This is a genomic window from Planococcus sp. PAMC 21323 (assembly GCF_000785555.1).
Taxonomy (GTDB): Bacteria; Bacillota; Bacilli; order Bacillales_A; family Planococcaceae; genus Planococcus.
The window spans coordinates 2080586-2104435 of sequence record NZ_CP009129.1 but is presented as its reverse complement, the minus strand read 5'-3'; the positions used below and the strand labels follow the sequence as shown (position 1 = coordinate 2104435).

19 protein-coding genes and 1 tRNA gene are annotated in these 23850 nt (G+C 38.6%); 16 read left to right on the top strand and 4 right to left on the bottom strand.

All coding sequences use genetic code 11. From position 1 onward, the window contains the following. Positions 1-41 precede the first annotated feature (41 nt). The 6 genes from PLANO_RS10625 (at position 42) to PLANO_RS10600 (ending at position 6372) form a co-directional block, all read left to right on the top strand. Positions 42-626, top strand: a complete 585-nt coding sequence (locus tag PLANO_RS10625; protein ID WP_038704424.1) for a phosphatidylglycerophosphatase A family protein — start codon at positions 42-44, stop codon at positions 624-626. Positions 627-751: 125 nt separating this feature from the next. Further along, a complete protein-coding gene (locus PLANO_RS10620) occupies positions 752-1732 on the top strand; it encodes a TAXI family TRAP transporter solute-binding subunit (RefSeq protein ID WP_038704423.1) in 981 nt (326 codons plus the stop codon). Between the two features lie 78 nt (positions 1733-1810). Next, the gene (locus tag PLANO_RS10615) at positions 1811-2335 is read left to right on the top strand and encodes a DUF1850 domain-containing protein (protein ID WP_038704422.1); all 525 of its coding nucleotides are present in this window, start codon (positions 1811-1813) and stop codon (positions 2333-2335) included. Continuing rightward, positions 2325-4358 (top strand): TRAP transporter permease, encoded by a 2034-nt coding sequence (locus PLANO_RS10610; RefSeq protein ID WP_038704421.1) that lies wholly within the window; start codon positions 2325-2327, stop codon positions 4356-4358. Before PLANO_RS10615 ends, PLANO_RS10610 begins: the two co-directional genes overlap by 11 nt. Before the next feature lie 377 nt (positions 4359-4735). Then, positions 4736-5995, top strand: a complete 1260-nt coding sequence (locus PLANO_RS10605) for a Y-family DNA polymerase (RefSeq protein WP_197053085.1) — start codon at positions 4736-4738, stop codon at positions 5993-5995. 14 nt (positions 5996-6009) lie between these two features. Beyond that, positions 6010-6372, top strand: coding sequence for a YolD-like family protein (locus PLANO_RS10600; protein WP_038704419.1), 363 nt, complete (start codon positions 6010-6012; stop codon positions 6370-6372). A gap of 82 nt (positions 6373-6454) precedes the next feature. Here the strand turns inward: PLANO_RS10600 and PLANO_RS10595 are convergent. The 3 genes from PLANO_RS10595 to PLANO_RS16100 form a co-directional block, all read right to left on the bottom strand. Continuing rightward, positions 6455-6526: transfer RNA gene (locus PLANO_RS10595), tRNA-Val, on the bottom strand. An 82-nt stretch (positions 6527-6608) separates the two neighbouring features. Then, positions 6609-7340 carry a thermonuclease family protein gene (locus PLANO_RS10590; RefSeq protein WP_038704418.1) on the bottom strand — a complete coding sequence of 244 codons (732 nt, stop codon included), beginning with the start codon at positions 7338-7340 and terminating at the stop codon, positions 6609-6611. 147 nt (positions 7341-7487) lie between these two features. Then, complete coding sequence (locus PLANO_RS16100; protein WP_197053084.1) at positions 7488-7631, bottom strand: hypothetical protein; 144 nt, start codon at positions 7629-7631, stop codon at positions 7488-7490. A 115-nt stretch (positions 7632-7746) separates the two neighbouring features. Here PLANO_RS16100 and PLANO_RS10585 point away from each other — a divergent pair, with 115 nt between their 5' ends. Beyond that, positions 7747-8673, top strand: coding sequence for a Gfo/Idh/MocA family protein (locus tag PLANO_RS10585; protein ID WP_038704417.1), 927 nt, complete (start codon positions 7747-7749; stop codon positions 8671-8673). A gap of 77 nt (positions 8674-8750) precedes the next feature. After that, a complete protein-coding gene (locus PLANO_RS10580; RefSeq protein ID WP_038704416.1) occupies positions 8751-10139 on the top strand; it encodes an aldehyde dehydrogenase in 1389 nt (462 codons plus the stop codon). A 44-nt stretch (positions 10140-10183) separates the two neighbouring features. Here PLANO_RS10580 and PLANO_RS10575 read toward each other — a convergent pair whose 3' ends face one another. Further along, positions 10184-11752, bottom strand: coding sequence for an ATP-binding protein (locus PLANO_RS10575; protein WP_038704415.1), 1569 nt, complete (start codon positions 11750-11752; stop codon positions 10184-10186). Between the two features lie 200 nt (positions 11753-11952). Here PLANO_RS10575 and PLANO_RS10570 point away from each other — a divergent pair, with 200 nt between their 5' ends. The 8 genes from PLANO_RS10570 to PLANO_RS10535 all read left to right on the top strand — a co-directional run bounded on the left by PLANO_RS10570 (position 11953) and on the right by PLANO_RS10535 (position 23728). After that, the gene (locus tag PLANO_RS10570) at positions 11953-13005 is read left to right on the top strand and encodes a M42 family metallopeptidase (protein WP_038704414.1); all 1053 of its coding nucleotides are present in this window, start codon (positions 11953-11955) and stop codon (positions 13003-13005) included. 19 nt (positions 13006-13024) lie between these two features. After that, a complete protein-coding gene (locus tag PLANO_RS10565; protein ID WP_038704413.1) occupies positions 13025-14485 on the top strand; it encodes a UDP-N-acetylmuramoyl-L-alanyl-D-glutamate--2,6-diaminopimelate ligase in 1461 nt (486 codons plus the stop codon). 107 nt (positions 14486-14592) lie between these two features. After that, positions 14593-16161, top strand: coding sequence for a peptide chain release factor 3 (locus tag PLANO_RS10560; RefSeq protein WP_038704412.1), 1569 nt, complete (start codon positions 14593-14595; stop codon positions 16159-16161). A gap of 176 nt (positions 16162-16337) precedes the next feature. Then, positions 16338-19397, top strand: coding sequence for an efflux RND transporter permease subunit (locus PLANO_RS10555; RefSeq protein ID WP_038704411.1), 3060 nt, complete (start codon positions 16338-16340; stop codon positions 19395-19397). A gap of 71 nt (positions 19398-19468) precedes the next feature. Continuing rightward, positions 19469-20548: an SDR family oxidoreductase gene (locus tag PLANO_RS10550; RefSeq protein ID WP_038704410.1), complete on the top strand. Its 1080-nt coding sequence runs from the start codon at positions 19469-19471 to the stop codon at positions 20546-20548. A 221-nt stretch (positions 20549-20769) separates the two neighbouring features. Next, positions 20770-21567: a TerC family protein gene (locus tag PLANO_RS10545; RefSeq protein WP_038704409.1), complete on the top strand. Its 798-nt coding sequence runs from the start codon at positions 20770-20772 to the stop codon at positions 21565-21567. 203 nt (positions 21568-21770) lie between these two features. Further along, a complete protein-coding gene (sigI, locus tag PLANO_RS10540; RefSeq protein ID WP_038704408.1) occupies positions 21771-22517 on the top strand; it encodes an RNA polymerase sigma-I factor in 747 nt (248 codons plus the stop codon). Further along, positions 22517-23728, top strand: coding sequence for an anti-sigma-I factor RsgI family protein (locus PLANO_RS10535; protein ID WP_038704407.1), 1212 nt, complete (start codon positions 22517-22519; stop codon positions 23726-23728). The genes sigI and PLANO_RS10535 overlap by 1 nt, the downstream gene beginning before the upstream one ends. Positions 23729-23850: the final 122 nt, after the last annotated feature.

Genomic DNA, 23850 nt, shown 5'->3' with positions numbered 1-23850 from the left:
ACAAGAGCACAGCGATTATTTTATTGAAAGGGGTTTTTGATATGGAGGGTGCAAAGTTTCAAGTTCACTCGGACGACGTTATTAAAGCGACACACGAAGCACTAGAACGAAGAGGAGTAACAAATGAAGACATAGCCAAAATCGTCTTGGATATGCAATTGCCTTATAACGAAGGATTGAAAATCGAACATTGCCTTGAATCAGTTGAAAGCGTTTTACGTAAACGTGAAATGCAACATGCCCTTCTAGTGGGGATAGAATTAGATGAATTAGCAGAACAGGGAAAATTATCCCGTCCACTTCAGCAGATTATCGGATCAGATGAAGGTCTGTTTGGTGTTGATGAAATGATTGGATTAGGTGCAGTGTTAACTTACGGCAGTATTGCAGTAACAACATTTGGTCACCTAGATAAAAATAAGACGGGAATTATCCATCAGCTAGATACAAAAATTGGCGGACAAGTTCATACGTTTCTTGATGATTTAGTAGCAAGTATTGCTGCGTGCGCATCAGCACGTATTGCTCACCGGACAAGGGATTTAGAAGAACAAGGTCAAACATTTGAAGACCTGGCTCCAGAAGAAACAGTTCCAGAATCTCATATTGAAGGTACGGATACGTAAACAAGTATTCTAAATGTTCTTTCTGTAAGCGGTTGTATTTGCGAAATGCATTGAAACTAGTCAGAAAGGAATGGTATTATGAAGTTGAAACATTATACGTTATTACAGAAAAGGGAGGTCACTTTATGTTGAACAAGAAATTTGGTTTATTTGCGGCAGTAACTCTTGCAGGATCTGTATTTTTAGCAGGTTGCGGAGATGACGCAGCTAAAGAAGGCGAAGGCGAAGGTGGAGCTTCATCAGATCCAGAATTCCTTAGCATTCTAACAGGTGGTACGACAGGAACTTATTATCCACTAGGTGGCGCAATGGCCAACATCATTGAAACTGAAACAGGTTTAGATACGACTGCTGAAGTTTCACAGGCATCTGCTGCAAACATGACAGCACTTGCTGATGGAGATGCGCAAATTGCATTTGTTCAAACCGATACAGCATTTTACGCGTCTGAAGGATCGAATATGTTTGAAGGCGAAGTAATCGATACAGTTTCTGCGATCGGTGCACTTTATCCAGAAACAATTCAATTAGTTACAACTTCAAGTTCAGGAATTGCTTCATTTGATGATTTAGCAGGTAAGAAAATCTCAGTTGGTGCTCCTGGTTCAGGAACTTATATTAACGCTGAACAATTATTAGAAATTCATGGTATGTCAATGGACGATATCGATGCACAAAACCTTGACTTTGGTGAGTCACAAGAAAGCTTGCAGTCAGGTCAAATTGACGCAGCATTCATTACTGCTGGTACGCCAACAGGCGCGGTTGAAAGTCTTGGAGCTACTTCAGACGTGGTGATTGTTCCTGTAGAAAAGGATAAAGCCGATGAATTAATCGAGAAATATCCTTACTACGCGCATGATACTGTTCCGTCTGGCATTTACGGATTAACTGAAGAAGTTCCAACGGTTTCAGTTTTAGCAATGTTAGTTGTACAAAACGATCTTTCAGAAGATCTTGTTTACAACATCACAAAAGCAATCTATGAAAACACAGATCAAATCCAGCATGCAAAAGCAGATTTCATCAAATCAGAAACAGCTCTTGATGGAATCGGCATTGACATTCACCCTGGAGCACAAAAGTATTTTGACGAAGTAAATTAATTGAATGAGCGAGTAACTGACGATAAAGCGAAAGCTTGTCGTCAGTTATTTATTTTTTTAGGTGGAGGAGAATAGCATATGCGGTTTACCCGGATACAAAAAATCCTTCTTTTAATCATTGCCCTCATCTTGATCAGCTCCTTAATCGCATTCACCCCTTCCAAAAAATATTATGTGTTTATCGATAATGAGACTGAAGACATTGCGGCATATGTTCCGGTGGAAAGTCAGTTTTTCCAGTTAATATATACCCATTCGATTCACTTATCAGAAGTTATTGAAAGCTACAAAATAGTAGGAAACGAACAGTTGATGATGACAGAGCTTGAGTATGAAGATTTTAATATCGGTATGCCTTCAAATGCAGGAGAAGGCGAGACCTTTGTCGAAAAGGATGGTAAATACTTTATTAAAAATATGACCAGAAAAATTCCGGAGTTCCGTTTATTTGTTGGGGATGTAGATGCGAACTTATCATTCAAAACTAAAGGACACCGGATAGATTTAAAAAAGACGCTTGAAAGAGGGAAGTCTTATACGTTTCGCGTAGAAAATGTATCCCTGTTTCAATTAAGAAAAGGAGTGAAAATTGATGAGCGATAAGTTGCCTCCAGAAGAGCACACGCAGCAAAAGCTTCCGCCAGAGGACGAGTCTTACATCTCAGAAGAAAAACAAAAAGAAATTTTACAGAAATACGATCCTGAATCCAATACACGGGATTTAAGCGGAATAATAAAACATGTGGTCTTTTTTGGATTATTAGCTTTTTCCTTATTCCAGCTCTATACTGCAATCTTTGGACAGTATACCGCTTATATTCAGCGATCGATTCACTTAGGATTTGCCTTATCCTTAATCTTTCTATTATTCCCAGCTCGCAAACGTAAAGGAGCTCGCCATAAAGTTGCTTGGTATGATTATATATTGGCGCTATTATCGATTGGTGTAGCTGCTTATTGGCCGATTATGTACGATGATTTAGTCTTCCGTCTTGGACGTGTTACTGAACTAGATTTGATCGTCGGTATTTTAGCGGTTGTTTTAACGTTAGAAGCGACAAGGCGAGCAGTTGGTATGCCGATTACGGTTATTGCCAGTTTGTTTTTGACGTATGCTTTTTTTGGACCTTATTTCCCAGGGTTCTTGCGCCATAGAGGACAGGATCTGGAATCACTTGTTCAATTGATGTTCTATACAACAGACGGAGTACTCGGAACACCAATCGGCGTATCGGCTACCTTCATATTCACCTTCTTGTTATTTGGATCGTTTTTGGTCAAAACAGGAGTTGGACAGTATTTCAATGACTTGGCCGTATCGTTAGCCGGAAACCTAGTTGGGGGCCCTGCAAAAGTAGCGATTTTCTCAAGTGCGCTGCAAGGGACAATCTCTGGTAGTTCGGTTGCTAACGTTGTTACATCGGGTTCTTATACAATTCCGATGATGAAAAAGTTAGGTTATAAAAAAGAGTTTGCCGGAGGGGTAGAAGCAGCAGCCTCAACAGGTGGACAATTAATGCCACCAATCATGGGAGCAGCAGCCTTTTTGATGGTAGAATTTATCGGAGGCGTAACTTATTGGGAAATTGCCAAAGCGGCAACCATACCAGCACTGTTGTATTTTACAGGTGTTTGGATTATGACCCATTTTGAAGCCAAGCGCATTGGCTTGAAAGGGCTTTCGCCAGAAGAAATGCCGGATCGTAAAGAAGTATTGAAAAAAATCTACTTATTGACGCCAATTCTTGCCATCATCGTCTTTTTATTGATTGGTGTGCCAACAATGCAAGCGGCACTTTACGGAATATTATTAACGATTTTTGTTAGTGCTTTTAACAAAGAAACGCGCCTTGGTTTTAAAGATATGATTCTAGCTTTAGTTGATGGTGCAAGGACGGCGTTAGCTGTGGCAGCAGCAACCGCAGCAGCTGGTATTATTGTTGGGGTCGTCGTAAAGACTGGACTTGGTTTAAGTTTGGCAAATGGATTGGTTTCCGCATCAGGCGGCAATGTCCTGTTAACTTTATTCTTCACAATGTTAGCAGCGATCGTTCTAGGAATGGGATCGCCAACAACAGCCAACTACGTTATTACGTCTACAATCGCAGCACCTGCTATTATTACGCTGTTGATGTTAGATGAGCCAGTTGGAGCAGCGGTGCCACTAGTGGTTGCATTATCAGCCCATCTCTTTGTATTCTACTTTGGGATTATTGCTGATATTACACCTCCTGTTGCACTTGCAGCATTTGCCGCATCAGGTATTTCAGGCGGCGAGCCGATACGGACCGGTTTTACTGCCGCTAAATTAGCCGCAGCAGCCTTTATCATTCCGTATATGTTTGTTTTATCTCCATCGTTATTAATGATTGATACAACTTGGCCAGAATTAATTTGGGTATTGATTACCGCATTATCCGGTATGGTTGCAATTGGTGCCGGGTTGATCGGTTATTGGTATCGTAAGCTTAACTGGTTCGAGCGTATTATTACATTTGCAACTGGACTTGCATTAATTTATCCAGAAGGCATGACAGATATTATTGGGGCTATATTATTTGTTATTTTGTTTGGTATCCAATGGATGGCACGTGATAAAAAACCGAGTAAAACAGCACAAGCATAAATAAAAAGAAAACCGGTCGGGCTAATGCCTGACCGGTTTTTTGCGTTCTGTAATTTTTACGTAAAATGAAAAAAGTCATCACCCGAAGGCGATGACTTTTTTCAAAGCAAACTTTGTTCCTAAAGCTTGCAGTGGGTTTGGCACCCAATAATTCCTACTGATTGTTGAAATCTCATAAGAACGATGGATGTCGAACTTGTTACTAGATTCATCATATCTTGTTCATCAGGAAATGTAAAGTTGTTAGAAATTTTGGCGAATGAAGAAAAATTTGCTCATTTATTCGATTTAGACTTTTTATTTTTCAAAAAGGATTGCCGATGGGCAAATCGTGGTATAAAATAAGAACAAACGTTCCCTTTTGAGAGGTGAGTATGATGAGGAAGCAGGAACTACCGGAAGCTTCTATCTTCTGCATCGATATGTGCGGCTTTTACGCGAGTGTTTCGGCGGTTGAGCTTGGACTAAACCCTCTAGAAGTTTGTCTTGCAGTTGTCGGGAATCAGGAACGAAAAGGGAGTGTCGTGCTGGCTGCATCGCCAATGATGAAAAAGCGTTTTGGCGTCAAGACAGGTACTCGGCTTTTTGAAATTCCAGATCATCAAGATATTTTATTAGTAGAGCCAAAAATGAAATTGTACTTACAAAAATCTATGAACATTACCGAATTATTAGCAAGCTATGTACCCAAAGAATCGATTCATATTTACAGTGTGGATGAAAGTTTTATTGAACTGACAGGTACGGAAAAGCTGTGGGGACCACCGGAATCTACTATGCGTCGCATTCAGCAAGAATTATTAGACTCTTTTAAACTGCCGTCTTCAGTAGGGGGAGGTCCGAATATGTTGCTAGCGAAATTGTCATTAGATTTAGAAGGAAAAGAAACAGGATTTGCTTTTTGGAGCTATAGTGATGTACCGAAGAAGTTATGGCCTGTGCAGCCGTTAAGTCGAATGTGGGGGATTGGATCTCGAACAGAAAAAACCTTAAACAGCATGGGAATTTTTTCTGTTGGCGATTTGGCGTGTGCCGACGTTACTGTTTTGGAAACACAATTTGGAATTATGGGCAATCAACTTTACCAACATGCTAATGGCATCGATCTTTCGGATATGGGATCACCCCTAGTCGAAGGGCAAATTAGTTATGGAAAAGGACAAATTTTATACCGGGATTACATAGAAGAACAAGACATCATGACGATTATCTTGGAAATGTGTGAAGACGTTGCAATGCGCACGCGTCAAGCTCGGCGTGCAGGACGTACCATCCACTTGGGTGTTGCCTATAGCAAGACAGCTTTTGGAGGAGGATTTTCCCGTTCGCGCTCTATTGACGAAGCAACAAATGACACGATGGAGATGTACCGTGTCTGCCAAAGTCTATTTCGCGAGCATTTTCAAAACAAACCGGTGCGGCAGATTTCACTGGCTATCAGCAACTTGGAAGAAGAGTCATCGATGCAGTTGAGTCTTTTTGATGAAAAGAAATTTGAAAACAGACAGCTTGGAGAAGCGATGGACACTATACGAAAACGATATGGCTATTCAGCAATCTACCGGGGCATTTCTGCTACACAAGCAGGCACTGCCATTGCAAGAACCAAATTAATCGGCGGACACAATAAAGAATAAGGGAGATGAGTCCAATGAAGCGCAATAAGTATTTAAAGGTTGTAGGAGATGTTAAAGATCGTGGACGTATTAAATGGACAGCATTAATGTTGCCAGAGCATGTTGAAATGATTCGAGAATGGTATGCAAAAGACGAACTAGTGGCAAAGCCTGAATTGACAGAAGATGATCTGCAGCTACTACAAGAAGAACTAGACATTGCATTAAAGCGTCAATGTGAAGTAGTGATGCAAAGTTGGAAAGCGGGAGTAATATATGAGCATAGAGGGACGATTGAAGGCATCGATGCAAGAAGTCGCATAATTGTATGTAGAGAAGGTGGAACAACACATAGATTGTCGATAGATCGAGTGGTTTCGATTGTGATCATTGATTAGATTCATAAAAAAACTCCTCATTCTGCAATTTGCAGAATGAGGAGTTTTGCGTAAAACAAATAAAGTACAATGCATTAATCAATGGTCTGTACTGGGATCGAACCAGCGACCCCTTCGATGTCAACGAAGTGCTCTCCCGCTGAGCTAACAGACCTTAATTTCCAGGACAAATTTAATTATAGCTCGTCCACAGAAAAAGTCAATACGATATAAAATAGAGAGAAAGGCAGGCCAGTCTACTGTCCAACGCCTCTAAAGCCCGCGTCCTGTGCATCTTGTTCAGAGCAAAACCATTCTTCAGGGTTGGTTTGTTCGTAGGAAGAATCACTAGGCAAATGATAGATTTTATTGCCGTTGCGGTTGATATTGCCTTTAATATCGCAATCGCCTGTTTGTTGTCCCGAAGTAGAAGGATTCGTATTAGTAACGGGTTCTTGTCCGTATGCGTCTGCATTAAAGCCACGGTCGGTTGAATAATTTTCATATTGCCAAATGCCCAAATCGTTTTCTTTAGCGATTTGTTCTGCTTGTTCAAATTGATCAAGGTAACGCGTGTTGGGTGGGAATACATAAGCAACTCTGGCTAAGCCTGCGCTAATCATTTGTTCTTGAACACTTTCACCGTCGACATAAATATAAGCGAGCAATCGGTCATAATCGTCAAAGCGATCGCCGACATCGAATTCAATAGAAACATCACCAGATTCAATGATTCGTTTGTTTTCTGCAGTAGCTTCTTTGCCAAGCGGTTGTTCGCCTAAGCTTGGGTGGTTGGTTTCCGGTGTATCCATTAGAAGATAGCGAACGGTTACTTCGTTCCCTTCATACATAATTTTAATGGTATCACCGTCAATGACTTGCGTCACTTCGACATCTATTTGATCTGTTGTGTTAGGTGTGTCGATGGAGTCGACCATTCCACAGCCCGATAGAAAAAATAAAGCTAATAATATAATTTTTAATTTCATTGCAATCCCTGCTTTCGTTCTTACATTATACGAATAATCATCTGACCTGGCAATCGCGCTTTATTGCATAATAAAACGTCTTTTCAATCATTAATTGAAAAGACGTCGCTATGTAAGTGTGTGATGAATATGGATTAACTGCATCAATTAACGTGTAGACTCTAAAGACACTTGAGTTTCAGTGTAATACAAAAGAGATTCTTCGGTTACGCTTTCGAGCTTTTCCTTATTGACACCAACTTCTAATTCACCTGTAAAAATAGGTTCCCACCAATGGATCTGCTCATTCATAAAAGTTCCTCCTCGAACTTGTAATGGTATTGTTTGACTATGCTATACCCCTAAAGGTTACACTAATAAACAAACATTATGAAAAAATCGAAAAGATTTAAAGGGGAGAAAATGAATGATTTCAATTGGTATTATTGGAGCGGGAATTATAGGAGAACGCATTATTAAACAACTGCAACAAGAAGAGAGCCGCGTAGAAATAAAAACCGTTTACGATGAACAAACCGAACGACTTACAGAAATTAGTCAGACTTATGGCATCCCAATGGCAAAGTCGATTGAAGATGTACTTCATTCAAATATTAACTGGGTTTATATTGCGACCCCGCCCGCTTTCCATGCAGAAATTGCTGCGCTTGCAGCGAGTGCAGGAATTAATATATTATGCGAGAAACCGTTAGCCCATAATGTAGAAGGCGGCGAATCAATGGTAGAGTCTGTGCAAAATAATCGAGTACAAACGGCTATGCACTTTCCTTTAATGTATAAACCGGTTATTCGCGAAATGTCCAAACGAATCAAAAATGGACATATTGGAAAAATTGTCCGCATTGAACTTCAAACTTTTTTCCCAGACTGGCCAAGACTTTGGCAGCAAAACCCATGGATAGGCTCAAGAAGTCAAGGGGGATTTGTTCGTGAAGTTTTCCCACACTATTTTCAATTAATGAATCGATTGTTCGGGGAACTATCATTTACATCGCATCATATTACTTATCCAAAACAGACGGATAAATGTGAAACGGCAATAATTGCTCATGGAGTTACGGAAGAACAAATCCCGTTCCTTTTGACTGGGATTAGCGACATTGGTCAAAAAGAGTTATTGCAGTTTAAAGTGTATGGAGAACAAGGCGTGCTGACTTTGGAAAACTGGACAACTCTTTACGAGTCGACAAAAGGGGAAGACCGTCAATTGATTAGAGACTTTGAAGATGTCCCTTCGCTTTTTGAGGAAATGAATGAACAATCGACGTTGTTAGTTAATTTTGAAGAAGGATTGATTGTTCAACGTTATATCGATCATTTACTGGCTGAATAGAAAGAAGTCAAAGTCATTAACTTGGTGTATAAGTTGTTTTGATGGGTATAGTAAAGAGACTTAGAGGAGGTTGGACAATGAACTTTACTGCAACTGATGTAGAACGCATGATTGAAGAACAACGCAATTATTATTATACAGGGGACACGAAACCAGCAAGTTTCCGAATCGAGCAATTGTACCGACTAAAAAGTGTTATTCAAGCATACGAGGCAGATGTAATCGATGCATTAAAAAAAGACTTAGGAAAAAGTGAATTTGAAGCTTATGCAACAGAAGTCGGATTTGTTCTCGATAGCATTGGCCATATGGTGAAAAATCTAGAAGATTGGATGAAGCCAGAGTCTGTTAAAACACCACTTCATCTCCAGCCATCAAAAAGCTTTGTTATCCGTGAGCCCTATGGTTCTGTTTTAGTCATTGGACCTTTTAATTATCCGTTTCAATTAGTAATGGAGCCATTGATTGGTGCGATTGTGGGTGGAAACTGTGCCATCGTCAAACCGTCTGAAGCAACACCGCACGTAGCGAAAATTATCCGAACCATCGTGGAAGAAGCGTTTCCTTCTTACTATGTTCGTGTAGTTGAAGGAGAAAGAGAAGAAGTAACCGCATTGATCCATGCGTCGTTTGATTATATTTTCTTTACAGGAAGCGTCAATGTAGGAAAAGTTATCATGAAAGCTGCATCTGAACGATTAACACCGATTACATTAGAACTTGGTGGTAAAAGTCCAGCGATAGTGGATCAAACGGCAGATATTGATTTGGCTGTAAAACGAATTGCGTGGGGTAAATTGATGAATACTGGACAAACTTGTGTAGCCCCTGATTACATTTGTGTGCATGAGTCAATAAAAGACGAATTTATAAAACAATTAACAAAAACAATACAAAACTTCTATGGGAAAGACGCCCAAAAAAGTCCCGATTATGGTCGCATCGTTAACACGCAACATTTTGACCGTTTAGCAGAAATAGTTCAAAAAGAAAGCAATCATATCGTTTATGGTGGCAAAATGGATCGTGATGATTTGTATATCGAACCGGTTTTACTCGATCGTATTGGATGGGACAGCCCATCAATGGAAGATGAAATTTTTGGACCGATTTTGCCGATTATTGGTTACACCGATTTACCGGTATTAGTGCACCAAATTCGCAAATTACCTAAACCGTTATCGGCGTATTTTTTCTCGGAAAATGAACGTGCTACACAGTTTTTCTTAGACCAATTGCCATTCGGTGGAGGTTGTATTAACGATACAGTTTCTCATGTGGGCAGTGCGTACTTGCCATTTGGTGGAGTCGGTACATCTGGAATGAGCTCTTACCACGGGAAAACAAGCTTTGAAACGTTTACGCACGCCAAAGCCATTTTGAAAAAGTCGACAAAACTATCGACAAATCTATTGTTCCCACCTTATAAAAATAAAGCAAAATGGGTCAAAACAGTATTGAAATAAACGACAAAAAGCGAGCAACCATTTGGTTGCTCGCTTTCTTTTTATTAATCATTGTGCTTTAAAAGAACGGTAGCAACTGTACCAATACCTTCTGTGCTTGAGATGGAAAGCTTCCCACTATGCTCTTGAATGATTTTTTGAGACACAATTAATCCCAATCCCGTACCGCTCGCTTTTGTCGTATAAAAAGGTTCGAAAATCTCATCCAAATCATTTTTGGAAATACCTTTTCCGCTATCTTCAAAAGAAATAGAAAACATGTCACCCTCTTCTGCTTTTAAAGAAACACGAACTTCTCCTGACTCCTGAATCGACTCTACTGCATTTTTTAATAAGTTAATGAAAACTTGTTTTAAATGATGCTCTTCACCATTGAGTTGAAAATCTTTTTCCCAGTCTTTTACTAGTGTGATGCCATTCATGTTCAATTCAGAACTAAATAATAGAAGAATATCATCCAAAGCTTTCTGGATACTAAAGTTTTTTAGAGTTGCGGCTTGAGGTTTAGCCAGTACCAAAAATTCACTAATGATTAAGTTAATCCGGTCTAACTCTGACTGGATCAATTCCGTATACTCTGGAAAAGCGTGTTTCGGATCATGATGCATCATTTGAATAAATCCAGAGATAACCGTCATCGGGTTTCTAATTTCATGAGCGACCCCAGCCGCAATTTCACCAGCTAGCTTTAACTTTTCAGCTTGTATAATTAGCTTTTCTGATTCTTTTTGGTAGCTGATGTCGCGAGAAATCATAGAAGTTGCAATGACTTTTTTTGAATCGTCAAAAATAGGAGACAACGTAACTTGGGAGTGAAAGCGTCTGCCGTCTTTTCGTATATCTTCGGTTTCTAATAAAGAGTAGCTTTTTCCACTAAGAACTTGTTGTGCACGCATTTTAACCGCCAATGTATTTTCTAGTGAATAAATGGGTAAGGTTTTTCCTATACATTCTTCTAAAGTCCAACCATATAGCTCTTCGAAAGCAGGGTTGACCGCGATAATGTTTTCATCTCGATCAAAAACAGCAATGGCATCTTTTGCGGTTTCGAAAAAAAGCTGCAAATAGCCTTCTTTTGATAATAAAGCCTTCTCCATCGAGGCATTTTTACTCTCTAATTGTTTCCAATAACGACTAAAGTAGATACTATGAAGCAAAGTAAGTAAAAATACACTTAAAGCAAAAACGACAATGGATAATTGAGTATAAGAAAGCACAGCTCCTGGCACAAAGCGATCATATATGGTGTAAAAAAGTACAAATTCAATTGCCGTTATGAGTCCAAGAAATAAGATGGGTTTTGTTTCGTTATATAATGCACAAATAATGATAGGTACAACAAAATAAATAAGCGTAATGGGAGCAGAAGCTTCGAAGTTCAAAATAAATATGTACACATTCATAGCAGATAGAATCGCATATTGTAGCATGCGCTCGTTCATTTTTGTGATGAATAAAAGTAGCAACAAATATGTGGAAACTCCGAATATTGGAGAAACAATAGCTGCGTTTATATCCGTTATTTGATTGAGTAAAAAGTGGAAAATACTTAAGATTCCATATATATGGATAAATAGCTGACTTCTTTTCCGGTTGATAAGTTTACTTTCCATTTGACACCTCAATAATTTTAACAATATAAATTAAATTAATAAGCTGGGATTAGCAACATACACATGTTTTTTGTTAAAAGATATGTTGGTTAACACCTAGAAATATAATTTCCAGACCAACTTATACTATAATACTATAAGTCGGGACTGTGCGAACATCTATGATTTTGATATGATTAAAGAACCTAGGAGTGATATAGATGACTTATCAATGGAATCAAACCGAAACAGTGGAGTTATTAAAAGAGCTAGTAGAAATTCCAAGTCCATCAGGATACACAATGGACGTGATGTCAAAAATCAGCGAATTATTGGCACAGTGGAATGTTGAATATAAGACGACACACAAAGGAGCAGTTATTGCGACGATCCCTGGTGAAAACCAAAAGCAACATCGTTTGCTGACTGCGCATGTTGACACGCTTGGTGCAATGGTAAAAGAAATTAAACCGAGCGGTCGTTTGAAATTATCTTTAGTGGGTGGCTTTAAATTTAATGCCATCGAAGGTGAAAACTGTCTTATACATAAAGCAGACGGGTCAACAGTTTCAGGAACAATCTTGTTGCATCAAACAACAGTTCATGTTTATAAAGATGCAGGTACAGCTGAGCGCAATGCTGATAACATGGAAGTTCGTTTAGATGAAAAAGCCTTTTCAAAAGAAGACGTAAAAGGTTTGGGTATAGAAGTGGGAGATTTTGTTTCGTTTCAACCAAGGTTTGAATCAACTGCGTCTGGCTACGTTAAATCCCGCCACTTAGACGATAAAGCAAGTACTGCTTTAGTGCTTCAATTAGTAAAGCACTTGAGTGAAACAAAAGAGCTATTGCCACATACTACTCATTTTTACATTTCCAATAATGAAGAAATTGGTTATGGTGGTAATGCGAGTATCCCCATAGAAACGCAAGAGTATATTGCTGTCGACATGGGCGCAATTGGGGATGGGCAAGAATCAGATGAATACACAGTTTCTATTTGTGCAAAAGATTCAAGTGGCCCTTACCATTACGGCCTAACTCGTCATTTGATTGCTTTAGCACAAACAAATTCAATCGATTATAAAGTAGATATATACCCATATTACGGTTCAGATGCATCAGCAGCGATTAGTGCAGGACATGATATAAAGCACGCCTTGTTTGGTCCGGGAATTGAAGCTTCCCATTCGTATGAACGTACACACATAGATTCATTACAAGCGGCGGCAGCATTGCTTCATGCATATGTATTGTCTCCATTGGTTTCATAAGAGTTAGGAGAGGATTTTCATGTACAGCAAAGAATTACTTGCGTCAGTTCCTTATAAACAAATTAAAGGACCACTGCCAGAACGTATTGAACATTTAATAATCGATTCTCGTGAAATCAAAGCTGATTCAGCATTTATTTGTATTACGGGTTATACAGTTGATGGTCATGATTTTGCGCAACAAGCAGCCAATCAAGGAGCAACATTAATCATTACTGAAAAGCCAATGACCATCGATAATGCAACAGTGATAGAAGTCGAAAGTACCTCGCGAACAATGGGGCTATTAGCTGCTAAATTTTACGGATATCCTTCTAAACTGTTGCATATGATAGGCGTTACCGGCACAAATGGAAAAACCAGTGTAGCAGGTATTTTGCATTCAATGCTGATGGAGCTAGGAGAAAAATCAGCATTGACGGGAACAATTGGCTTTAATTTGAATGGACAATTACATCCATCAGCTAATACAACGAACGATGTGCTAACAACTCAACAAATGATAGCACGTGCACGTGATGAAGATTGTTCGCATATGACAATGGAGGTTTCATCTCACGGTTTAGTTCTTGGTCGTTTAGCTGGAGTGGAATTTGATACCGCTATTTTTACTAATTTGACGCATGACCACCTAGATTTTCATGGAACGATGGAAGAGTATGGTCATGCCAAAGCATTGTTGTTTTCACAGCTTGGACAAGATCTTGCCAATCAAAAGCAAGCGATTTTAAATGCCGATGATCCTTGGTCTCATGAAATCGCGAAAATGACACCTCACCCTGTATATACTTACGGCATTCAAAATGATGCGCAGTTTCAGGCAAAAGACATTCAGTTGATGCATACGGGCACGAGCTTTACGCTGAAATGTATAGAAGGCGAATTTCCAGTAACGATGAAACTTCTTGGCGAGTTTAATGTATCGAACGCGCTTGCTTCAATTGCAGCTTTATATGCAGAAGGCTATAAGCTTGACGAAATTTTAAAGACGCTTTCTACAATTGCACCAGTAGAAGGACGTATGCAAAAAGTAGAAGTCGAAGCGCCGATATCTATTTTTATCGATTATGCTCATACACCTGATGCTATTGAAAAAGCGATTGAAGCCGTTCGAGATTTCAAAAAAAACCGGATTATTTTCTTAGTGGGAACAGGAGGCAATCGTGATAAGACGAAACGTCCGATCATGGCTGAAAAAGCATCAATTGCTGATTATGTTGTTTTGACAACAGACGATCCACGTGATGAGACATATGACAGTATTTTAGGAGATTTAAAAACGGGCATGACTCACAGTAATTTTGCTTGCATCGGTGATCGCGCAAAAGCAGTCGAGCATGCAGTCGAGCAAGCTGAAGCTGGTGACATCATCATTCTTGCTGGAAAAGGGCATGAAGATTACCAAATTATTGGGAACACGAAATATCCACATAGTGATAAAGAAATTGCAATACAACAAGCAATGAAAAAGTTTCAGTAAAAAGGAGCCTCTAATGGCTTCTTTTTTCTCTGCAGCTATTAAAATTCCTTGTTTTTTTCAGTCCCCTTCTCTAATATGAAGAGAGTAGATTAAAGGAGCGTATAAACATGTCAGACCAATTAAAGAATGAAATTCAAAATAGAAGAACTTTCGCCATCATCTCCCACCCAGATGCTGGTAAAACAACGTTAACAGAAAAATTACTGTTATTTGGTGGAGCCATTCGTGATGCCGGGACAGTTAAAGGGAAGAAAAGCGGCAAGTTCGCAACTTCTGACTGGATGGAGATTGAGAAACAACGGGGGATTTCTGTAACTTCTTCCGTTATGCAATTTGATTATGATGGTCACCGTGTCAATATTTTGGATACACCTGGACACCAAGATTTCAGTGAAGATACGTATCGCACATTAATGGCAGTAGACAGCGCAGTTATGATTATCGATGTTGCTAAAGGGATTGAAGCGCAAACCGTCAAATTATTTAAAGTATGTAAAATGCGCGGTATACCAATCTTTACATTTATCAACAAAATGGACCGCCAAGGAAAAGAGCCATTAGAATTAATGGAAGAACTTGAGGAAGTACTTGGAATACAATCTTACGCAATGAACTGGCCAATAGGCATGGGGAAAGAATTCCTTGGGATTTATGATCGTTTTAATAAACGTGTAGAACCTTTCCGTTCAGAAGGAGAACGATTCCTTGAACTAGACGATAACGGCAGATTAATCGAAGATCATGAAATGAAGAAAACATCTTATTACACACAAGCAATGGATGATATTGATTTATTGGACGAAGCGGGCAATGAGTTTTCATATGACCGTGTAAAAAGAGGGGAATTGACACCTGTCTTCTTTGGTAGTGCATTAGCTAATTTTGGTGTACAAACATTCCTTGAGACGTATTTGCAATTTGCGCCACCACCGCAACCACGTATTACACAAGAGGAAGAAATAGTGGACCCACTTGAAATGCCGTTTTCAGGATTTATTTTCAAAATCCAAGCCAATATGAATCCAGCCCATCGCGATCGTATCGCTTTTGTTCGTATTGTTTCGGGTAAGTTCGAACGAGGGATGAACGTAACTTTAGCGCGTACAGGGAAAAATATTAAACTGTCACAGACGACTCAATTTTTAGCAGACGATCGAGAAATGGTTAATGAGGCAGTAGCAGGTGACATAATCGGTTTACATGATGTGGGGAATTACCAAATCGGAGACACGATTACGAGCGGGAAGAAATTCCAATTCGAGAGCTTGCCACAATTTACTCCAGAACTGTTTATGAAAGTAACAGCTAAAAACGTCATGAAACAAAAACATTTCCATAAAGGAATCCTTCAATTAGTACAAGAAGGCGCTATTCAATATTACAAAACATTGCATTTAGAAGAAGTGATTCTTGGTGCAGTCGGTCAACTTCAATTTGAAGTGTTCGAACACCGTATGAAAAACGAATATAATGTAGATGTACGCATGGAGCCAGTAGGCAACAAAATCGCACGATGGATTGAGAATGAAGAAGATGTGAAAGAATCGATGTCTAGCGGACGCTCGATGCTAGTACGCGATCGTTTCGATAATTATGTCTTCTTGTTCGAGAACGAGTTTGCAACACGCTGGTTCCAAGATAAAAATCCAGGTATTCGCTTATATAGTCTCTTATAAAAATAGAGCGCTACTTTTGCGGATTCAGACTGTAGACAAACTCGATTAATTCGATTTGTTTACAGTTTTTTTCTTTTTTAAAATTGCCAGGTAGGTGAACACGCTCTGTTAAATTTGCGGTTATAGGAGATTTTTCTTATGATTAAAGAACAAAGTAAAGAGAGGGTTTGAAAAAAATGAAAATAAGTGATTTTTCCATAAAGCGACCTGTCTTTACTATCGTTATCATGTTTTTGGTTATTATTTTAGGCGTTGTGTCATTTACACGAATTCCAATTACATTAATTCCAGAACTTAATCCACCGATTGGTGTAGTGGTAACAAATTATCCAGGGGCTAGCTCTACAGAAGTAAGTGAAAAAGTAACTAAGCCATTAGAAGCGAATTTAGCAACATTACCAGGGATTAAATCGATTCAATCAAATAGCCAGGAAGGATCAAATTTTATTCTTCTAGAATTTGATTGGTCTACAGATATCGATGATGTCCAATCAGATATTGCGCAAAGAATCGATCAAACGCCAATACCTGATGATTCGAATGATCCGCGTTTTTTGAAATTTGACCCTGCACAATTTCCGATTTTGCAATTATCTTTACGTTCGAGTGATCCAAATGCAGACGTGCGTGTAATTGCAGAAGAGTTAGAGACAGAACTCCGTCAAACAGAAGGCGTCGCAAGTGTAAACATTTCAGGTTCTTTGATAGAGGAAATTCAAATCGAGCTAGACCAAGCAGCTCTAGAAGAACGTGGCTTGCAGCAATCAGATGTTGTGCAACTCATTCAAGCAAATAATATTTCATTGCCAGGAGAATCAATAGAAACAGAAGATGGGCGCAACTTAACAACGCGCATCATCAGTACGTTAACAAATATAGAAGAAATACAGAACTTAGTCCTAACAATTGATCCACTAGAAGGTGATAACGTAACTATTGGTGATGTTGCAAAAGTAGGTATTAGTGAACGACAAAGCAATAGTGAAACGCGAACGAACGAAGAGCCTGCTGTGTTATTGTCAGCTCTGCAAGAGTCCCAAGCAAATACAGCAGATGTATCGGATGCGTTCCAGAAGCGACTCGATGAACTTTTGAGTGAAGATCGTTTTGAAGGCGTACAAGCCGATATTCTGTTTGACCAAGGTGATTATGTCAAACTTGCCATTGGCAATATTGGCCAGACATTAGTGCTTGGTGGGATTTTTGCGATGCTCGTTCTTTTCTATTTCTTACGAGGTATCAGAAGTCCAATTATTATCGGAGTCGCAATTCCATATTCAGTTATCGTAACGTTTGTATTGATGTTTTTTGCAGATTTCGCTTTGAACATTTTAACATTAGGGGCACTTGCTTTAGGAATTGGGATGCTAGTCGATAATGCCATTGTCGTTATTGAAAATATTGAACGTCATTTAGCGATGGGCAAAAATTCCAAAAAAGCAGCATCAGAAGGTGCTAAAGAAGTTTCAGGTGCAATCATCGCATCTACCTTAACAACCGTAGCCGTATTCATCCCAGTTATCTTTATATCAGGGTTAATCGGAGAGATTTTCTTTGAATTTGCATTGACAATTTCGTTTAGTCTTTTTGCTTCTTTAGCCGTGGCATTAACCGTCATCCCGATGATGGCTTCTAGAATGCTAGGTAAACCAGGAAGCAAGCCGAAAGTTAAAAAGGATACGTCAAAGAGCATTAAAGCTTTTGAAGGATCCGTTGTTTGGGCGCTACGAAATCGAATTATTGTTTTGTTTACAGCGTTTGTATTATTAATCGTTGGAGCATTTGGTGTAATGCAAGTAGGAACAGAATTTATACCAGCTACAGATGAAGGTTTTGTTAGTGTTTCAGTCGAACTAGAAAATGGTTCTTCTAGAACAGCTACTAACGAAGTGGTTGACTTGATAGAAGATGAATTAAAACTTGAAGAAGATGTAGATGTATACGTTAGTTTAGTAGGCTCTACACAGCAAGGAATAGCACAGGGGTCTGGGCAAGCGAACGTCGCTGAAATTTATGTGAAACTAGTTGATTTGGCAGATCGCGATCGCTCTATTTTTGACTTTGTAGACGATGTGCAACCTCGTGTTCGTGAAACGGTTGGAGACCTTGCATTAGTCAGCTTTGACTTACAAACGGCTGCAGGATCTTCGCCAAATAGCTTATCCTTTACAGTAACCGATACGAATCGCTCACGATTAGACGAAGCAGTCGTATCTATTGAAGAGGCATTAGAAGAGCTCCCAGAAGTAACGGAACTTACGAATGATCGTCAAGAAACCATTGACGAAATTCAAATGACGATTGATCGTGACGCGGCAACTGAATATGGTTTGCCACCGGTTCAAATAGCGCAAACAGTCAATAACATCACGCGAGGCGTTTTGGCTAGTCAAGTATTAACGGAAGATGATGAAGTTCTAAGTGTTTATGTAGCATATGCAGAAGGAGAAAGAAACAGCCTTGAAAAGCTTCGTACTTTATCGCTAAGAACTCCTGCAGGAGAATTTGTTGAGCTTCAGGAACTAGCAGATATTAAAATCGCACAAGGTCCTGTCAGTATCCAGCGAGTAAATCAGGCAGACAGTGTGTCCTTTACATTACAACATCAGTCGAATATTACTTTAGGTGATATGTCAGACAAAGTAGATGCAGAACTTGAAGCTTTAAACTTGGATGAAAATACATTAATTTCGTTTGGTGGAGACCGAGAACTGCTTGATAACTCGATCAACGATATGCTTCTAGCTGTCTTACTAGCTATCGTGCTGGTTTATATTGCGATGGCAGCACAATTCGAATCTTTTAAATATCCACTCGTTATTATGTTTACCGTACCATTAATGGCAATCGGTGTAGCCATTGCTTTGTTTGTTACGCAAACTCCAGTCAGCATTACCGCTGTTATTGGTTTGCTCGTTTTAGTAGGGATAGTCGTCAATAATGGAATTGTTTTAGTTGATTATATCAATCAACGAAAAGAAGATGGCATGGACTCTTATGATGCAATTATTACATCAGTCCATGATCGTAGACGTCCGATTTTGATGACAGCATTAACGACTATACTAGGCTTACTGCCTTTAGCAATTGGTATAGGAGAGGGTACTGAAATTAATCAACCGATGGGAATTACAGTGATTGGTGGATTGATCAGCTCAACTTTACTATCACTTTACGTTGTCCCAATTGTCTACAGCCTTTTTGATCGACAAACAAGAAGAATGAATAAAAAGTAAGCCCTCGGGCTTACTTTTTTTGCTGTATATTACCAGAAAATTTAGTATGATGAATAAAAGGGGTTGAAAATATGAAAGAAATCGTTTTTACTGGATTTCCAGGATTTATAGCTAGTCAATTAATTTATAAGCATGCACAACAACACGAAATGATTTCCGCCATTATTTTACCTTCAGAGAGAATAAAAGCAGAAAAAGAAGCAAGACGGATAGAAAAAGAAACGAATTGTCGAGCAATCAACTTAATTGAAGGTGACATCACCGAGTCAGGATTAGCATTAAATGAACAAGATAAAGTGTATCTCAAAAGTAAAAATATTGTTTTTTGGCATTTGGCAGCTATTTATGATTTAGCTGTTCCGCGAGATCTTGCTTGGCAAGTGAACGTAGAAGGAACACGCTTTGTTAATGAATTTTTGTCAGAATTACCAAATCTTGAACGCTATGTTTATTTTAGTACGGCTTATGTAGCTGGAAATCGAGAAGGAATTATTTATGAGACAGATTTAAAACGTCCAAAAGCTTTCAAGAATTTTTATGAAGAAACAAAGTTTGAAGCAGAATTATTGGTCGAAGATTTAAAACAAACACTGCCTGTGACGATTATTCGACCAGGAATTGTTCGCGGACATTCAGTTACAGGTGAAACGATTAAGTTTGACGGACCTTATTTTTTCCTTAATTTGATTGAACGCGTTAAGTTTTTGCCGTTCATCCCGTTTGTTGGACGTTCTCAATCTTACTTAAATGTTGTGCCGGTTGACTATGTTTTAGACGCTTCTATTTACCTTAGTAAATTAGATGAGGCAGCAGGACAAACTGTTCATTTAACAGATCCCAATCCCCACCCAGTAGAAGAAGTGTATCGAAATATGGTCTTTTTAATAACGGGAAAAAGTCCTAAAGGACGTCTACCACATAGTGTAGCCAAAGCCTCATTGTCTCTTGCGCCTGTAAGAAAGTTATTAGGTGTTGAAATTGAAACTTTGGATTATTTAACTTGGTCAGCAGATTTCGATACGCAAAATGCAGAGCAGCTTTTAGTGGGTAGCAACGTTCGATGTGCAGATTTCCTAGAAACAATGCCAGCGATGGTCGAGTTTTATAACGTACATAAAAATGACAAAAACTTTCAAATCAATATACGTTAAACTATGCCATGATTTAAAAAGATGCTATACTAACATTACAACTCAATACACTTTGACTTCCAGTCAAGGGGGAGTAGCTATAGGGAAACCTATTTCACAGTCGTCAATACATGGTTAGTAGCCATCGGTTGTGATAGCAAACGAAATTTGCTTAGCGAGACCTTTGCCTTTATTTAGGCAAGGGTCTTTTTTGTTGGCAAAAAACAGGAGGAGAAAGAAAAATGGAAGCAGTATTATTGGAATATGCTTGGGTTCTATTAGTTTTAGTAGGACTTGAAGGATTATTAGCTGCAGATAATGCAGTAGTTATGGCGGTAATGGTTAAGCACTTACCGAAAGAGCAACAGAAAAAAGCCTTGTTTTACGGATTAGTAGGAGCATTTGTTTTCCGTTTCGCAGCGTTATTCATGATTACGCTACTAGTTAATATTTGGCAGATTCAAGCACTTGGTGCGGCATATCTCTTGTTTATTTCGATTAAGAGTATATATGACCAACGTAAAGGCGATACAGATGAAAGTTTAGAAGGTATGGATGAAAAGCCGAAGAAAAAAGGCTCTAGCTTCTGGATGACCGTGTTGAAAGTTGAATTAGCAGATATTGCTTTTGCAATTGATTCGATGCTTGCAGCCGTAGCATTAGCCGTTACATTGCCACATTTAGATGTGTTCGGTATGAAGGATATTGGTGGGATTAACTCGGGTCAGTTTATGGTCATGCTTGCTGGTGGTTTGATCGGTGTTATTATCATGCGATTTGCAGCACATAAATTTGTACAATTACTAGAAAAATATCCACAACTTGAAACAGCAGCATTTGTTATTGTTGGATGGGTTGGAGTGAAGTTATTGGTTATGACTTTATCTCATGAAAATGTAGGTATATTACCTGAAAGCTTCCCACATTCTACACCTTGGACGCTAGTTTTCTGGTCTGTATTACTTGGAATTGTTGTTGTTGGCGGAATTCTTGGAGTTAAGCAAAATAAAGAACAAGCTAAAGAAAACGAAGCTAAATAACAACTTAAAAGTAGAAGAAACAAAGGGTGCATTGAATTCATTTCAATGCATCTTTTTTCTGTGCAAAAGTAATTATGTAATTACGGACAAAAGAATCATATTATAAGCGAATAATGGTAAGGAAAGCAAAACATCCCTCTTTTAAAATTTGCTAAGCAAAGTTACAATCAAATAGATAGTGACTTTGAAAAGGGGTGAATGGTGTGCTGTTAGCTACATTGGGCTGGAAATTTGGACGTATCGAGAAAGTTGATGCTGAAACAATGGTACTGCAAGTGCAAGACGGCGATGAGCAGGCATTACATGATTTACTTTCTCACTATTCACCTTTTATGAAAAAAACCGCATCCCAAGTATGCAAGCGGTTTATTGATGATCATGATGATGAATATAGTATTGCCTTATCTGCATTTAACGAAGCCATTCACAAATTTGACCAAAATAACAATGCATCGTTTTTAACGTTTGCTCATATGGTCATTCGAAGACGTATAATCGATTTTATTCGAAAAGAAAGCCGGCGCGATGAATTTAGTCACGATTTTATGCCAGCAGCAGAGACAGAAGAACATAATGGCATCGCAGACAACGCCGCATCTTTTGCATATAGCAGCGAGCAAGAAAACCAGAAAAGACGCGAAGAAATCGTACGTTATGAAGAAATTTTACAAGAATTTAATTTATCATTTGAAATATTAGTCAAAGTTTCTCCCACTCACTTAGATGCGAGAATCACAGCAATCCAAATCGCTCAGTTAGTGGCAGAAACAGATGAGTATAAACAATACTTATTAGACAAAAAAAAATTGCCGATAAAAGAAATTGAATGCCTGGTAAAGGTATCTCGTAAAACAATTGAACGAAACCGGAAATACATAATTGCAATGGCATTATTACAAATGAGTGATTTGTATTTCCTGAAAGACTATTTAAAAGGGCGGTTAAACTGATGCGAAAACAATCTGGAATATGTATTAAATCAAAAAAAAATCGCTCAATCTTTTTAAAGTCAGATGGACAATTTGTAAAAGGAACTCCTGTAGGCAATCCAGCAATAGGAGAAGAAGCCTTTTTTTATCCGCTTGAAAAAAGACCAGCTATTCGTATACTGCCCACATTAGCTCCAATTACAGCCGCTGTTGCTGCGATTGTTTTGTTTATGTCTGCTTTAGTATTTCCTGTAGAAGAAGCATATGGTTATGTACAAGTACAGATTAATCCAGGGGTTGAGCTTGGGATAGATAAGGACTATAAAGTGATATCTATTCGCGAATTAAATAATGATGGTCGGGATTTGATTCATCAAATGGGGGACTGGGAAAATGATTCCTTATCGACGGTTTTAAACCGTGTTCTTCATTTAGCGGTAAAGGATGAAACGCGAGACATTACCATAACTGCTGTTGAAGAGGGTAATTATAAAGCCGAAAAAACGATAAAAAATATTATTTTGGCACTTTCACTCGAACTTGAAAACAAGCAAGTTGCCATTCAAATGAAACAAGCGACAAAAGAACAATGGCGTCATGCGAAAGAAAATCAAATACCAGTTGGGCAAATGATTAAGAAAGCGGAAACTGTTAAGAATCAAGTAGAACCTAAAGAGCAATTATTGCAACAAGAAAAGCAGTCAATCCCTCTACAAGTAAAAGAACCAAAAGGCATGAAAGAAAAGAAAGAAGAAACGGAAAGTAAATCTAAAGAACCTTCTAATCTCAGAGGAGAGAAAAAAGAGGATAAATCACTCAAAGAAAAACAACCTCAAAATACACCTAAACAAAAAAGCAATAGCAAAGAGTCATCAAACAACCCTGAAAAATCAACTCTAATAAAGCCACAGAAAAAAGTAGAACCAACAAAGGCAAATTCAGAAAACAAGCTCATCAAGAAAGAAGAAAAAGATATAGAGAAAGAGATTAAGAAAGATGACAAAGATTTAGAAAAAGAGGTCAAGAAAGAAGAAAAAGAAATACAGAAAGATCAAAAAGAAATAAAGGTTAATAAGAAAGAGAAAAAGATAGAGCAAAAAGAAAATAAAGCTTTAAAAAAAGACATACAAAAAGGCGACTCGACTAAAGACAGCCTATCCGATATAAAAGGTAAAGAGCGAAATAAAGATCAGAAGGAAGAAAGTCATAACAGTAAAAGTGAAGAAAACTAGGTGTTGATGATGCGCACAAAAATTTATCGTCAACATGTAAAGCTTACAATAAAGCAGAAAAGAGAGAAATCGAAAATCTATTTTAGTTAGATTATCGATTTCTCTTTCTTTTTGTTGATTCT